Source organism: Erwinia sp. MMLR14_017, from assembly GCF_033657285.1.
In the GTDB taxonomy this organism is placed as follows: domain Bacteria; phylum Pseudomonadota; class Gammaproteobacteria; order Enterobacterales; family Enterobacteriaceae; genus Erwinia.
On record NZ_JAWVWP010000010.1, the window covers coordinates 37,177 to 50,430 of the forward strand.

Sequence of the window (13,254 nt, forward strand, 5' to 3'; positions counted from 1 at the left end):
AGGAAAAGCGCATGCGATTTACCATTGTTGAGAGCAGAACTGAGGCGCCCGTCACCGCCTGTGACTTTGTGGCGCCAGGCGGCACCATTGGCCGCAGCGTGGATAACGATCTGATCCTGCCTGATGAAGAGCGGGCTATTTCCCGGTTACAGGCAGTGGTTCATGTGGCCAGCGGAGGAGAGTGTCGGCTCACCAGTCACGGTAGCGTGATTGCGGTAGTGCATAACCAGACGCCGTTACCGCGTGGCAGCCAGATCGTACTGCAGCATGGCGATCTGATTGGTATTGGCGACTACAAAATTCAGGTCAGCGATCCCACCCGCGTAAACGACACGTTGTTCAGCGATGTCGATCCGCTCGCCCTGTTCAGTGAGGATGCCTCGCTCTCTGCCGATCCGCTGGGAATGCAGCATGAAAGCGCTGCTCTTCATTTTCACCCGGCAACAGAAATACAAACCCCTGAGCAGTTAGCGGCCCGCACGGCTCGCCAGAACGATGCCCGTCTGGGAATTGAGCCGTTGAGTCACGATACGCCCTATCCGGAAAGAGCAGACAAAGAGGGACATTCAGACCGTTTACTGGCGGCACTGATGGAAGGCATGGGGCTTGAGCAGGGGCCAGGCAAACCTCCGTTAACGGAAGATCAGTTACGGGTCACCGGCAGAATGCTCAGCCTCTTTTCCCAGGGAACCGTTGCGCTGCTCTCCTCCCGCTCTATTCTGAAGCGAGGCGTTAAAGCAGAGATGACGATGATCCTGAACGAAGCTAACAACCCGTTCAAGATCCTGCCCTCGGGCAAAACGGTACTGATGCAAATCTATCAGAGCCAGATGCCCGGTTTTATGCCGCCAGAGCAGGCCGTGCGTGACGCGCTGGTCGATCTGCAGGCGCATCAGCTGGGGATGATTGCCGGCATCCGGGCGATTATCGCCGCCATGCTGCAGTCGTTTAATCCTCAACGTCTGGAAGATAATGCCCGACGCGATGGCGTGGTGCCCAAATTCGGCCTGCCCGGCAGCAAAAAAGCGGCGATGTGGGACGCTTTTTTGCGTCATTATCAGAATACCTCGGGCGAAATAGAAGATGATTTCCATACCCTGTTTGGCGATGCCTTCCTGCAGGCTTACGACATGGAAGTAAACCAGTATAAAGATTCACAAAACCGACCGGACGATGAATGAATATTAACTTCGCTTCAACGTCAGAAATTGGCGCAAGAGAGAGCAATCAGGACGAAACAGGTGCGCTGGCTGGCCAACACTCCGCCTGCTTTTTGGTCTGTGATGGGGTTGCCGGAACGCCCGGCGGCGAAACGGCGGCAAAGCTTGCCCGAGATACGTTGCTGGCTGAACTGCAGGAAGATCGCACCATTAATCCTGCAGAAACCAAAGAGTGGGTGATGAATGCAGACCAGGTGATCCGCCAGGCGCAGAGGAATAATCTGAATTTTCAGCAGATGAGCACCACGCTGGCGGCGCTGTTTATTGACCGCGTAGAGCAACGCTCATGGTGGGCCCACGCTGGCGACAGCCGCGTTTATCACTTCCGCAGAGGGTTCATTCATGCGGTAACCCGGGACCACAGTCTCGCCCAGCAGATGAAGGAAGCGGGTGTTGATAATTCCGGTATTAACAGTAATTTACTCTATAATGCGCTCGGCGCGGATGGCGCGCTGCCGGTCAGCTACAGTGAGGTGCTGCCGCTGGAAGATGGCGATGCTTTCCTGGTCTGCACGGATGGCTTCTGGTGCAGCCTGACGCCGCAGGAGATGGAGCAGGCTTTGCGCATGGTCAACTCCCCGGAAGAGTGGTTGGCGCTGATGCAAAAAGCGATTAATCGCAGTGAGAAAAAAGACAATCTGAGTGCTGTGGCCGTTTGGGTAGGATCGCCACAGGAAACCACCCTTTTACAATCTATGGCGGATTCCGCTCGTTTTTTACCGCCGCGCGATTAACACCAAGGAACGCTATGAAATACTGGTTGCCAGTGACTGCCACTCTGTTGATAGCAACTGCCGTACAGGCTGAAGATTACCGTGTCGTTTACTCCCCCAGCCTGGCGCTGGAGGTGTTTATTGATAACGTTGAGAGCAATGCTCCACAGGCCTGGTGCCAGGAAAATATTCATTTACGTATCGTCTCCGGCAAAACCAAAGAGTCCAGCATTCTGACCACCTTCCTGCCCCGCGTCGGCAACCTGTTGCAGAACCAGTGCGGCAAGCTGGTGGAGCTGCCCTGGCAGATGACCAACGACAGCGGCTCGGTGCTGGCTACCGGCACCGCAGCGAAAGAGCAAAGCTGGCGACCCATTGTGATTGCTGATGCAACAGCCGCCGCCACCGCCAGTAACGCGGCTCCGCTGGATCTTTCCCAGCCGGCTAACAGCGCGCCGCTGCAGCATTTTGACCTGCCTGCGGGCTGTCATTTCCGCACCTGGTGGGATGAAAAGGGTCAGTCGCTGTTTATTCCCGATGGGAAAACGCTGCGCTGCTCAACAGAAGGCTGGCTGGAGGGCAGCAGTGAACTGACGCTCTCCAGCAACGGCAAAACAGTACCGGTGCCGGTGCAGTTCTATGAAGGCTATCCGCTGAAAAATGTTCATCCTGCGGCGGGCGTGCTCGATATCGTTGCCGCCAATAACCAGCGGCTGGTAGCGGCAAAAGAAGATGCGCCTGACAGCTGGCTGCTGCTGCCCTTTAATTCAACCCTGCATGTCTGGTCATTTGACGGCGTGCTGCTGGTGAAAATGGATAAAGCGCAGGCTGCCGACCCGGAAGCCCTGAAAACCCGGGTAGACGCCTTGCGCAAATCCTGGGCTGCGGTAGTCAATCCGCAAACAAAAATTACCGTGCTGCTGGTGGATGACCTGCATGCCGATCTGGCCGATCCGGCTATTGGCGCCTGGCGCACCGTTAACTAACTGCGGATGGATACTATGTCGGCAAGCGATAATACGAAAAATGTGCCCAATGCCCTTCCGGCTGGACACCGTTTCAATGAGTTTGAGATCAAGGAAGTGATTGGCGGCGGCGGCTTCGGTATCGTTTACCGGGCCTGGGATCATCTGCTTGAGCGTACTATTGCGATCAAAGAATATCTGCCCATCTCTCTGGCTTCCCGCGAGGATGATCTCACCATCGTGCTGCGTGGGGAACGCTATCAGAAGCTGTTTAACGCCGGCCTGAACAGCTTTATCCAGGAAGCCCGCCTGCTGGCCCGCTTCAATCATCCCGGCTTGCTGCACGTATTACGCTTCTGGGAAGAGAACGGCACCGCCTATATGGGGACGCTTTACTACAGCGGCATGACGCTGAAAGAGTGGCAACAGGGCAGCCCGGAGAGCATCACCGATGAGTGGATACGTCAACTGCTGCCGCCGCTGTTTGGCGCAATAGATACCATCCATCGCGGGGGTTACCTGCACCGCGATATCTCGCTCGATAATATTCAGATTCAGGAGAGCCAGCTCCCTGTTCTGCTCGACTTTGGCTCAGCGCGGAAAGAGATTGGCAACCTCTCCGATGAAACTGAGATCATGCTGAAGCCCGGTTACGCCCCTATTGAGCAGTACAGCGAGCAGAGCGATAACGAACAGGGCCCCTGGACCGATATCTATGCGCTGGGTGCCGTACTGCATACGCTGGTCACCGGCAATCCTCCGCCGGTCAGCGTGGTGCGTTGCATTGAGGATCGTTATCAGCCTCTTACTCAGCTACGACCGGAAGGCTTTTCACTGCCGCTGCTGAATGCCATTGACCGTTCGCTGGCGATGAAGCCCCAAGATCGCCCTCAGTCCATTGACGAACTGGCTGCCTTGATTGAGTTACCGGTGAGTACGGTAGAAGAGCTGGTGACTACGGTGACCCGTATATCTGAACCTTCACCCGAGCCGGTGGCGGAAGCAGAAGCGCCGCAGGAGCAGCAGGTGGTGGTGGCAGTGAATCCCGCAGCGGGTGCGGCGGAAATGGTCAGCCCGCAGGTGGCACGCAAGCTGTCAAAACCGCTGATGTTGCTCAGTGCTCTGGCCGTGATAGCGGTAGTGGCACTGGTTATAGAGCTTAACCGCAGCGGTAAGAATGAGGTTGAACAGCCTGCCGGAGCCGGGGGCGGAGAATCAGCGGCACCTGTCGCCAGCGAAGCGCCTGCCACGCCGCCTGCCAACGCACCGATGATGGCCACGGTTTACCTCAAGCTCACCGCTGGCGAAACCGTATTGCTGAACGGTACGCCGATAGTAGTAAAACCGAACAACAGCGGTTACGCCTCACTGAACCTGGCGGCAGGAAGTTATAAAATTGAAGTACAGTCAGGAACAGCCATACGCACTCAGCAACTGGAGATCAACAAGGGAGGCACCTGGCTTATCAATCCCGGCTTATAGCGGTGGGTTACCCCACCAGATGATTATGACACTGCTGAAGATCGCGAACGCGCTGCACCAGGTCGGTTAGACAATCATCGTATAATCCCCGCGTCTTCAGCTCCTGTTCAAGCGAGAAAAGATACTGTGCGTTGGTGCCCAGCGGTCCACTCGCCTGGGCTATTAAAGGCGCAATCGTTTTTGGACAGGAGTCAGATTCATACAGGGGATGACGGGGGTCCATAACAAACGCCATCGCCGTGACTCTGCGACCATCGGCAAGCTTCAGCTCGCACCAGGTGGGCAGGTAGCAGCCAGTCACCATCTCCCGCTTCCACAGCAGCTCCAGCTCCTCGTGCAGTTTCTCTTCCGGCAGGCGAAAGGCCAGCCCGGTGGTCTCCCCGCCCTCTTTCAGGGCCAGCATACGTCCTGGCTGATTCGCTGTGCCCCGTCCGGCAGTCAGCCGCAGGCAAAAGGCGCGATGCCAGCCTGACAGCGTGCCTTCGGCCACTTCGTCAGATTCGAAGATTGGGTTCCACATCAGCGATCCGTAGCCAAAAATCCACACCGGACTGTGATCGGGCCGACAGGCCAGCGTCGCCGCCAGGGAAGCGGCCCGTTGCTCACAGGTCCATAACAACGAGTCCTCAATAGCACCAAAAGCCGTCTTGCAATCCGCTTTTAATAAGAATTCTCTTGTTAACACAGACCCTCCTCCTGCCACTGCTTACTCCCTGCCCACACTTATTTTCATCCCTGAAATTGAATAATTAAAAAACTCATCGTTTCAACGCTAACAATGACCCTATGTCATTCGTCCCGCGCAATCAAGTTTGAAGCGCGTCACAAAAGAAAAAATTTCACTTAATTCATCATCGGCATTTTAGGGGAAAACTTCAGGCGGTAAAGCCAGGATTAGCGAATAAAAACCATCCACTTTCCGGGGATAGCTTGCGCTGGGTGCCAGGTAAAGGCCTGAGTGGCTGACGGGTCAGGCTGAGTGCTTTATAGCGAGAGTGCAAGGAGGGGGAATTCAATGCCTGGGAAAAGGAAGAGCGGAGCGGGAACCTCAGTTAACGGGCGACCGCAGCCGCCCTGTTGGCTTAATGCTTTTTATGCCATTTGTCATCATCGCCTTTTTCGTAGCTATGCTTCACCGCAGACCAGGCTACTTTATGGGCTACTTCTTCACGGGATTCGTCACCCTGACGATCTTTCTTCTCTTTATACTCATCCCAGGCGTGGTTAAACGCCTCTTTATAGATATCCTGCGCATGGGCTGGCAGCACGTTTTTTACGCTGTCCGGCAGCGCAGTACGGGATTGATAAGGCATCTGCTTTCTCCTTTATGAAGACACCCTTTCAGTCTGGCCTGGAACAGCAAATTTTTCCAACTCGCCGTTCAGGGGCCCTTCATAACAAAGAGGTTATTAATTATTTTTTCCCTGCGATAGTGCCAGAATTAAGCGGTATAAATCATAATTTACCTTGAATTAATTTCAATTAATTTACTTATAAAACATAATGATAAAATCAATAATAGTCACTTATGGCAATCTTAAATGATTATCCCGTCAAAGCTGTAAATTATCGTAAATATTACAGGCATAAAGAGACTATGCCGTTACACTCTTCACTGTTTGTAATATAACCACTTAGGTTCACTGCTACTCTTTATGCCTGCAGGCATCATCTGATTTCGGGCAGACGACAGATAAAAAGGAAATTCGGCCTATGAGTGCACATGAAGGCGTGAAGACACGCCACAAAGAAACCTCTCTTCTCCTCCCTCTCGCCGCGCTGGTTATTTTATGGTTCTGGGGCGCCTCAGCCACAATTTCTGTTGTTATCACTATCAACCTGCTGGCACTGATTGCCATACTCAGCAGCGCATTCAGCGTGGTGCGCCATGCGGATGTGCTCGCTCACCGTCTGGGTGAACCCTATGGCTCGCTGATCCTCAGCCTGTCGGTGGTTATCCTGGAAGTCAGCCTGATCTCGGCATTAATGGCAACGGGTGACGCGGCCCCAGCGCTGATGCGCGATACGCTCTATTCGATCATTATGATTGTCACCTGTGGGCTGGTTGGCGCTGCGCTGCTGCTGGGGGGACGCAAATTTGCCACCCAGTATGTCAATCTGGCGGGCGTTAAGCAGTATCTGATAGCTATTTTTCCGCTTGGGATCCTGGTGTTGGTGTTCCCCAACGCCCTGCCCGGCGGCAACTTCTCCGTAGGTCAGGCTCTGCTGATCTCCGCTATTTCAGCCGCTATGTATGGCGTTTTCCTGCTGATCCAGACCAAAACGCACCAGAGCCTGTTTGTGTATGAGCATGAAGATGAGGGTGATGATGACGATCCGCATCACGGCAAGCCCTCTGCCCATTCCAACGTCTGGCACTCCCTCTGGCTGATTGTTCATCTTATTGCGGTGATTGCGGTTACCAAAATGAACGCCACGCCGCTGGAGTCGCTGCTGACAGAGCTTAACGCGCCGGAGCAGTTCACCGGCTTCCTGGTGGCGCTGCTGATCCTTTCACCTGAAGGACTGGGCGCAATTAAAGCGGTGCTGGCGAATCAGGTGCAGCGTGCCATGAATCTCTTCTTTGGTTCCGTGCTGGCGACCATCTCGCTCACCGTCCCGGCGGTGACCATTATTGCAACCCTGACCGGTCAGCAGCTGATATTTGGCCTGGAGCCGCCGCAGATGGTAATGATGATTGCTGCGCTGCTGCTTTGTCAGATCTCCTTCTCCACCGGCAGAACCAACGTACTGAACGGGGCGGCGCATCTGGCGCTGTTTGTGGGCTATCTGATGACCATTATGCTGTAACTTCTCCCGGCCAGCAGGCCGCTGAAGCTAAGGCATAAAAAAACGGGGCGAACAGTGTTCGCCCCGTTTTCACAGAGAAATGGAGAAAAGTTACTGAGCCACGTAAACCAGCGTGTGGCCCGCCCCTTCAAGCGTCAGGGTATTCTGTTCCAGCTTCAGCTTCGCACCCGTTGTCAGCATCTTGTTCAGGGTCATTTCCCACTGATTCAGCTTTTGATCGCTGCACATCATACGCGTGGAAGCCATCTGTGGCACGCTGAGCACGCCTTTTTCCAGCGTCCCCTGGCCAAAGAAACGGTTGCACATCACGCCAGTGACGTGCATTTCCCGGCTAAAATTGATGCCGGGCTTCATGCCCTGCGGTGCCGTGATGGCCTGGCCATCTACAGAACTGAGCTGGAAGCTGCGAGCAAGCTCCTTTTCATTTGGCTGAGAAGCAGTAGTACAGCCTGCCAACAGCATCGCGCCTATCAGAATCAGGGACCTGTTTTTCATCATCCACTCCATGTCGCAAAAATTCCCGGTAAGGATATCAGTTGCTGGTATCGAGTTCCGGGAAGTTCTTCACCAGATCGTCAATTGCTTTGATCTGTGCCAGGAACGGCTCAAGCTTATCCAGCGGCAGCGCGGATGGGCCGTCGCATTTTGCATTTGCCGGGTCCGGATGCGCTTCGATAAACAGCCCCGCCAGACCCACAGCCATACCGGCGCGAGCCAGTTCGGTCACCTGGCCACGACGTCCGCTGGAAGCGGAGCCGAACGGGTCACGGCACTGAAGCGCATGGGTCACGTCGAAAATAACCGGGCTGCCGTTGGAAACCTGCTTCATTACGTTAAAGCCCAGCATATCGACTACAAGGTTGTCGTAACCGAAGTTTGCGCCACGATCGCACAGGATCACTTTTTCGTTACCGCCTTCGGCAAACTTCTCAACGATGTTGCCCATCTGGCCAGGGCTGACGAACTGTGGCTTCTTGACGTTGATCACCGCACCGGTTTTCGCCATCGCTTCCACCAGGTCAGTCTGACGGGCAAGAAATGCCGGAAGCTGGATCACATCAACCACGTCGGCCACGGTCTGCGCCTGGCTGGCTTCGTGCACATCTGTGATAATTTTCACGCCGAACGCCGCTTTAATGTCCTGGAACATACGCATTCCCTCTTCCAGGCCAGGACCACGGTAAGAGTGAATAGAGGAACGGTTGGCTTTATCAAAAGAGGCTTTAAACACGTAAGGGATACCCAGCTTCTGCGTAACGGTAACGTAATGCTCACAGATGCGCATAGCCAGGTCGCGTGATTCCAGCACATTCATGCCGCCAAACAGCACGAAAGGCAGATCGTTTGCGACGTTGATATCGCCAATGCTAACCACTTTTTGTTTCATGTCTTCGCCTTATTCATTAAGGGGATTTAGAGAGCAGTCTCTTTCCGCAGGGGGCCTTTCGCCTGCCCTGCCGGATGCTACAGCGTATAAATTAATGCAGCGTGAACTGTTTTTGCTCAATGGAATGGATCTGCAATTTAATCATCTCGCTGACCGGATCTTCCGGGCACTGTTCGACGAAATAGGTCAGATCGCTAAGCGCCACATGTTCACAATCCAGCTGGGCGAAAATCAGCCCCCGATCGCGGATCTCATAGGGATCTTCCGGGTCCATCTGCACCAGCACCTGGCTGACCTGAAGCGCCAGCTCCATCTGCTTCTCTTCCATCAGCGCTGATTTCAGCGTATCCAGCATTTTGTTCAGCACCAGCTGAGGTTCCGCTTCCTGCAGATCGTCATCATACAGCTCCGCTACCGGCCCGATGTTGCCCTTCAGCCACACTTCCAGCGTGTGTTCATCAAGCGTGTCGCCATTGAACGGATTGATTAGCCACATCTCTTCGTCAATCCAGTCAGCGCGCAGGATCAGCTGTGTAGGAAAGATAACGGGCATCAGCGGAAGAGAAAGTTGTTCGGCAATATGCAGGAACAGGATGCCCAGCGAAACAGCCGTGCCCTGACGGGTTCTGAGCACGTTATCCAGCCACAGCGTGTCTGAAAGGCGATAAACGCCGCTTGCGCCGCCAAAGCCCCACTTTTTCCAGAACAGCTCGATCAACTTTTCAAGCTGCGTTTCCTGCTGCAACTGCTGTGGAATAACTGAGCGGGCCTCTTCTACCAGCACCGCTAACTGCTTTTTCACGTCTTCAGCAGGAAAATCGGGGCGGATAGCCTGGGTAGCGGCTATCACTGCCTCGCACAGCGGTAACGCTGTGAGATCAACATTTGCTATCGACGTCATAAACTCCCCAACAATGGCATTTTCGATGTGGCCAGTTGACAGATAAGCACCAGGGCGACCACCGCCACGATAAATGCTATCCAGCGCACTTTTTGTGCGCGTGGCCTGCGCCCGAGCGCAATCGCCCCGAGCACGATATAGATAATAACGCCAAAAAGCTTCTCAGTCAGCCAGGCACCTTGCGGGCTGAAAGGATAAAAGTGGGTTATCGTAACCAGCAGGATACCGGAAACCAGCAGCAGTGTGTCATTGAGATGCGGCAAAATTCGCACCCACCGCTGTTGCAGCATCAATGACCCGGTCTGTAGCCAGTAAAATCGGGTCAGGAACAGCACCGCCGTGACTGCAATAGTGATGAGATGAAGGGTTTTAATGGAACTGTACCACTCAGCCATGCTTTTTTTCCTTGTTTACGGTTTCTGCGCCAGCGTCACGCGATCGTTGCCGCCATAATCCTGACAGGTTTCAATCGCGGTAAACTTGTTTTCGCGCAGGATAGTCCGCACCTGTTCCGCCTGTTGCCAGCCATGTTCAAACAGCAGCCAGCCGCCGGGAAGCAGATGTGCTCCGGCATTTTCCGCAATCCATTTAATATCCGCCAGGCCGCAATCGCTCGCCACCAGCGCACTCTCTGGTTCAAACCGTACATCGCCCTGCCGGAGATGCTCATCGGCGTGGTCGATATAGGGTGGATTACTGGCTATCAGCGAGAATTGTGCGCCTGACAGGGCGCTGAACCAGTTACTGAGGCGAAACTGCACATTGTTGATCGCCAGCCGCCGCGCGTTGCTTTCTGCCAGCGTTATCGCTGCGGCAATCCGGTCCACACCCGTCACCCGGCACTCTGGCCGCTCGCTGGCGAGCGCTAACGCAATGGCTCCGGTGCCGGTGCCCAGATCGAGGATCTCTACGGCGTGCTGCGGAAGATGGGCCAGCGCCTGCTCAACCAGCAGTTCGGTATCGGGACGGGGGATCAGCGTATCAGGCGAAACGCTGAGGGATAATGACCAGAACTCTCGTTCACCGGTCAGATAAGCTATCGGCTCGCCCTCGGCCCGGCGAGCCAGCAGCGCAGCCAGGCGGCTAAGCTGCTCAGACTCAAGCTCGCTGTCATCAAAGGCGATGATCCAGCTGCGGGAGCGGCCCGTGACATAGCTCAGCAGGATTTCGGCATCCCGTTTCGGGCTTTCGCTTTCGGGCAGTTGGGCAATGGCCGCCCGCAGCCACTGGCGGACAATCATTATTCCTGACCAGAGAGCGCGGCCAGCTGATCCGCCTGATATTCCTGCACAATTGGCTCAATCAGCATATCCAGCTTGCCCTGCATCGCTTCGTCCAGCCGGTAAAGCGTCAGGTTAATGCGGTGATCGGTAATACGGCCCTGCGGGTAGTTGTAGGTGCGGTTGCGGTCAGACCGGTCGCCCGTTCCCAGCAGGTTACGCCTTGTGGAAGCCTCTTCCTGATGCTGCCTGGCCGTTTCTGCAGCACGGATACGCGCCCCAAGCACGGCTAACGCCTTCGCTTTGTTTTTATGTTGTGAGCGCTCGTCCTGGCACTCCACCACAATTCCGGTTGGCAAGTGGGTAATACGGATTGCCGAGTCGGTGGTGTTGACGTGCTGACCGCCCGCTCCCGATGAGCGGAAGGTATCAATTTTCAGATCGCCTGCGTTAATTTCCGGCATCTCTGCTTCAGGCAGCTCCGGCATCACGGCGACGGTACAGGCGGAAGTGTGAATCCGGCCCTGAGATTCCGTTTCCGGCACGCGCTGCACGCGATGGCCGCCCGACTCAAACTTCAGGCGACCATAGGCGCCCTCACCGATCACTTTGGCAATCACTTCTTTATAGCCGCCATGTTCGCCTTCGTTAGCGCTCATGATCTCCACTTTCCAGCGGCGCATTTCTGCGTAACGGCTGTACATGCGGAACAGGTCACCCGCAAAAATTGCCGCTTCATCCCCGCCGGTTCCGGCACGCACTTCCAGGTAACAGTTACGTTCATCATCCGGATCTTTCGGCAGCAGCAGAACCTGCAGCTCCTGCTCCAGAGCTTCACTGGCGGCACGAGCCTCTTTCAACTCTTCCTGCGCCATGTCGCGCATTTCCGGATCGTCCAGCATCTCTTCTGCAGCGGCGATATCTTCCTGAGTCTGCTGCCATTTACCAAAGCACTGGCTGACATCGGTCAGCTGAGCATATTCACGGGAGAGCGCACGGAAACGATCCTGATCGGCAATGACGCCAGCATCACCCAGCATCGCCTCAACTTCTTCATGGCGTTCCTGCAAGGCTTCCAGTTTGGCGACAATAGAAGGCTTCATTGGTTTTGTTTTACCTTGTAATCATTTGGCGAAACGCTAATCCAGCCCAAGGCTGTCGCGTAAAATCTGCAGGCGTTCATCATCCCCGTCACGGGCAGCCTGCTGAAGAGATTTGGTTGGAGCGTGGATCAACCTGTTGGTCAGTTTATGGGCGAGATCGCGCATCACTTCCAGCGGATCGGCACCCTGCTGCAAAGCCAGAGCGGCACGCGCTTCCAGTTCCGCACGAACCTGCTCCGCCTGGGAGCGGTAATCGCGAATGGTCTCGACCGCGCTTTGCGCACGGAGCCAGGACATAAATTCGCTGCTTTCCTGCAGGACAATGGTTTCAGCCTGAACGGCGGCGGCTTTACGCTGCGCCATGTTGCTTTCGATAATGGCCTGCAGGTCGTCCACGCTATAGAGATAGGCGTTGGCGAGCTTGCCTACTTCCGGCTCTACGTCACGGGGAACGGCGATATCCACCAGCAGCATCGGCTGGTTACGGCGCTTTTTCAGCGCGCGTTCCATCATCCCCTTGCCGATAATCGGCAGCGGGCTGGCGGTGGAGCTGATAATAATGTCGGCTTCAGCCAGGCGGGCGTCGATATCCGCCAGGCTAATCACTTCCGCACCCACTTCATCGGCCAGCGTCTGGGCACGTTCACGGGTACGGTTAGCGATAATCAATTTTTTGACGCTGTGCTCGCGCAGGTGACGCGCAGCCAGCTCGATAGTTTCCCCGGCGCCGACCAGCAGTACGGTGACATCTGCCAGAGATTCAAAGATTTGCCGTGCCAGCGTACAGGCCGCGAAGGCCACGGAGACGGCGCTGGCGCCGATCTCGGTTTCCGTGCGTACGCGCTTGGCAACAGAGAAGGATTTCTGGAACATCCGCTCCAGTTCGCTGGCGATGGGCTGCCCACGATGTGAATCCGCAAAGGCTTTCTTGACCTGTCCCAGAATCTGCGGTTCCCCTAACACCAGTGAGTCCAGCCCGCTTGCCACGCGCATCAGGTGGCTTACCGCTTCATTATCGTGGTGCCAGTAGAGGCTTTTACGCACCTCATCAGCACTGAGATGATGGTAATCACACAACCACCTCACCAGCTCTTCCTGCAGGTTCTCCTGCTGCTCGACGCTGAGATAAAGCTCGGTTCGGTTACACGTAGACAACACGACGCCGCCCTGGACCAGGGGCTGAGCCAGCAGGCTGTTCAGGGCCTGATCCAGCGTGTCTGGTGAGAACGTCACGCGTTCACGCAGTGCCACTGGTGCTGTTTTATGATTAATTCCGAGTGCAAGCAGGGTCATGGTGATTAGGTCGGGGTTATCCCACTGTTGATAGGGTTTTGTGAGGCGCATTCTACAAGATGCGCGAGATCAAGAAAAGCCATCGTTCACCGTTCGCTGTAACAAGATATAGCTATTATGCATCAAATAAGACAAATTGAGCATTGACGCCGCCGTTGT

The 13,254-nt window shown here is 55.2% G+C and carries 14 protein-coding genes; 5 read left to right on the forward strand and 9 right to left on the reverse strand.

Translation table 11 applies throughout. The features are described from left to right. Nucleotides 1–11: 11 nt before the first annotated feature. From tagH to SD961_RS16120, 4 genes are read left to right on the forward strand one after another with little or no spacing between them, the layout of a single operon-like run. Complete coding sequence (gene tagH, locus SD961_RS16105) at nt 12–1,181, forward strand: type VI secretion system-associated FHA domain protein TagH (protein ID WP_318791359.1); 1,170 nt, start codon at nt 12–14, stop codon at nt 1,179–1,181. Next, complete coding sequence (locus tag SD961_RS16110) at nt 1,178–1,954, forward strand: PP2C family serine/threonine-protein phosphatase (RefSeq protein WP_318791360.1); 777 nt, start codon at nt 1,178–1,180, stop codon at nt 1,952–1,954. Before tagH ends, SD961_RS16110 begins: the two co-directional genes overlap by 4 nt. 14 nt (nt 1,955–1,968) lie before the next feature. Continuing rightward, the gene (locus SD961_RS16115) at nt 1,969–2,919 is read left to right on the forward strand and encodes a hypothetical protein (protein ID WP_318791361.1); all 951 of its coding nucleotides are present in this window, start codon (nt 1,969–1,971) and stop codon (nt 2,917–2,919) included. A 15-nt stretch (nt 2,920–2,934) separates the two neighbouring features. Continuing rightward, nucleotides 2,935–4,380 carry a serine/threonine-protein kinase gene (locus tag SD961_RS16120; RefSeq protein WP_318791362.1) on the forward strand — a complete coding sequence of 482 codons (1,446 nt, stop codon included), beginning with the start codon at nt 2,935–2,937 and terminating at the stop codon, nt 4,378–4,380. A gap of 7 nt (nt 4,381–4,387) precedes the next feature. On the opposite strand, the gene SD961_RS16125 is transcribed toward SD961_RS16120, so the two are convergent. Next, the gene (locus SD961_RS16125) at nt 4,388–5,065 is read right to left on the reverse strand and encodes a gamma-glutamylcyclotransferase (RefSeq protein ID WP_318791363.1); all 678 of its coding nucleotides are present in this window, start codon (nt 5,063–5,065) and stop codon (nt 4,388–4,390) included. Between the two features lie 397 nt (nt 5,066–5,462). Continuing rightward, nucleotides 5,463–5,693 carry a putative cation transport regulator ChaB gene (gene chaB, locus SD961_RS16130; protein ID WP_318791364.1) on the reverse strand — a complete coding sequence of 77 codons (231 nt, stop codon included), beginning with the start codon at nt 5,691–5,693 and terminating at the stop codon, nt 5,463–5,465. Nucleotides 5,694–6,093: 400 nt separating this feature from the next. On the opposite strand from chaB, the gene chaA reads away from it, so the two are divergent. After that, nucleotides 6,094–7,191 (forward strand): sodium-potassium/proton antiporter ChaA, encoded by a 1,098-nt coding sequence (gene chaA / locus SD961_RS16135; protein ID WP_318791365.1) that lies wholly within the window; start codon nt 6,094–6,096, stop codon nt 7,189–7,191. 90 nt (nt 7,192–7,281) lie between these two features. On the opposite strand, the gene SD961_RS16140 is transcribed toward chaA, so the two are convergent. The 7 genes from SD961_RS16140 to hemA all read right to left on the reverse strand — a co-directional run bounded on the left by SD961_RS16140 (nt 7,282) and on the right by hemA (nt 13,095). Next, the gene (locus SD961_RS16140; protein ID WP_318791366.1) at nt 7,282–7,689 is read right to left on the reverse strand and encodes an META domain-containing protein; all 408 of its coding nucleotides are present in this window, start codon (nt 7,687–7,689) and stop codon (nt 7,282–7,284) included. Nucleotides 7,690–7,723: 34 nt separating this feature from the next. Then, nucleotides 7,724–8,578 carry a 3-deoxy-8-phosphooctulonate synthase gene (kdsA, locus tag SD961_RS16145; RefSeq protein WP_318791367.1) on the reverse strand — a complete coding sequence of 285 codons (855 nt, stop codon included), beginning with the start codon at nt 8,576–8,578 and terminating at the stop codon, nt 7,724–7,726. Between the two features lie 91 nt (nt 8,579–8,669). After that, the gene (gene sirB1, locus SD961_RS16150) at nt 8,670–9,479 is read right to left on the reverse strand and encodes an invasion regulator SirB1 (RefSeq protein ID WP_318791368.1); all 810 of its coding nucleotides are present in this window, start codon (nt 9,477–9,479) and stop codon (nt 8,670–8,672) included. Next, on the reverse strand, nt 9,476–9,874 hold the full coding sequence (locus SD961_RS16155) for a SirB2 family protein (protein WP_318791369.1): 399 nt from the start codon (nt 9,872–9,874) through the stop codon (nt 9,476–9,478). Before SD961_RS16155 ends, sirB1 begins: the two co-directional genes overlap by 4 nt. 15 nt (nt 9,875–9,889) lie before the next feature. After that, nucleotides 9,890–10,720 carry a peptide chain release factor N(5)-glutamine methyltransferase gene (gene prmC / locus SD961_RS16160; RefSeq protein WP_318791370.1) on the reverse strand — a complete coding sequence of 277 codons (831 nt, stop codon included), beginning with the start codon at nt 10,718–10,720 and terminating at the stop codon, nt 9,890–9,892. Beyond that, nucleotides 10,720–11,802: a peptide chain release factor 1 gene (gene prfA, locus SD961_RS16165; protein ID WP_318791371.1), complete on the reverse strand. Its 1,083-nt coding sequence runs from the start codon at nt 11,800–11,802 to the stop codon at nt 10,720–10,722. Before prfA ends, prmC begins: the two co-directional genes overlap by 1 nt. 36 nt (nt 11,803–11,838) lie before the next feature. Further along, nucleotides 11,839–13,095, reverse strand: coding sequence for a glutamyl-tRNA reductase (gene hemA, locus SD961_RS16170; RefSeq protein WP_318791494.1), 1,257 nt, complete (start codon nt 13,093–13,095; stop codon nt 11,839–11,841). Nucleotides 13,096–13,254 lie beyond the last annotated feature (159 nt).

Excerpts from the sequence above, each read along its gene's own strand:
- prfA (WP_318791371.1), bottom strand. The coding sequence starts at position 11,802 with ATGAAGCCTTCTATTGTCGCCAAACTGGAAGCCTTGCAGGAACGCCAT.
- SD961_RS16115 (WP_318791361.1), top strand. The coding sequence starts at position 1,969 with ATGAAATACTGGTTGCCAGTGACTGCCACTCTGTTGATAGCAACTGCC.
- SD961_RS16140 (WP_318791366.1), bottom strand. The coding sequence starts at position 7,689 with ATGATGAAAAACAGGTCCCTGATTCTGATAGGCGCGATGCTGTTGGCA.
- SD961_RS16110 (WP_318791360.1), top strand. The coding sequence starts at position 1,178 with ATGAATATTAACTTCGCTTCAACGTCAGAAATTGGCGCAAGAGAGAGC.
- chaA (WP_318791365.1), top strand. The coding sequence starts at position 6,094 with ATGAGTGCACATGAAGGCGTGAAGACACGCCACAAAGAAACCTCTCTT.
- kdsA (WP_318791367.1), bottom strand. The coding sequence starts at position 8,578 with ATGAAACAAAAAGTGGTTAGCATTGGCGATATCAACGTCGCAAACGAT.
- sirB1 (WP_318791368.1), bottom strand. The coding sequence starts at position 9,479 with ATGACGTCGATAGCAAATGTTGATCTCACAGCGTTACCGCTGTGCGAG.
- SD961_RS16120 (WP_318791362.1), top strand. The coding sequence starts at position 2,935 with ATGTCGGCAAGCGATAATACGAAAAATGTGCCCAATGCCCTTCCGGCT.
- SD961_RS16155 (WP_318791369.1), bottom strand. The coding sequence starts at position 9,874 with ATGGCTGAGTGGTACAGTTCCATTAAAACCCTTCATCTCATCACTATT.
- tagH (WP_318791359.1), top strand. The coding sequence starts at position 12 with ATGCGATTTACCATTGTTGAGAGCAGAACTGAGGCGCCCGTCACCGCC.
- hemA (WP_318791494.1), bottom strand. The coding sequence starts at position 13,095 with ATGACCCTGCTTGCACTCGGAATTAATCATAAAACAGCACCAGTGGCA.
- prmC (WP_318791370.1), bottom strand. The coding sequence starts at position 10,720 with ATGATTGTCCGCCAGTGGCTGCGGGCGGCCATTGCCCAACTGCCCGAA.
- chaB (WP_318791364.1), bottom strand. The coding sequence starts at position 5,693 with ATGCCTTATCAATCCCGTACTGCGCTGCCGGACAGCGTAAAAAACGTG.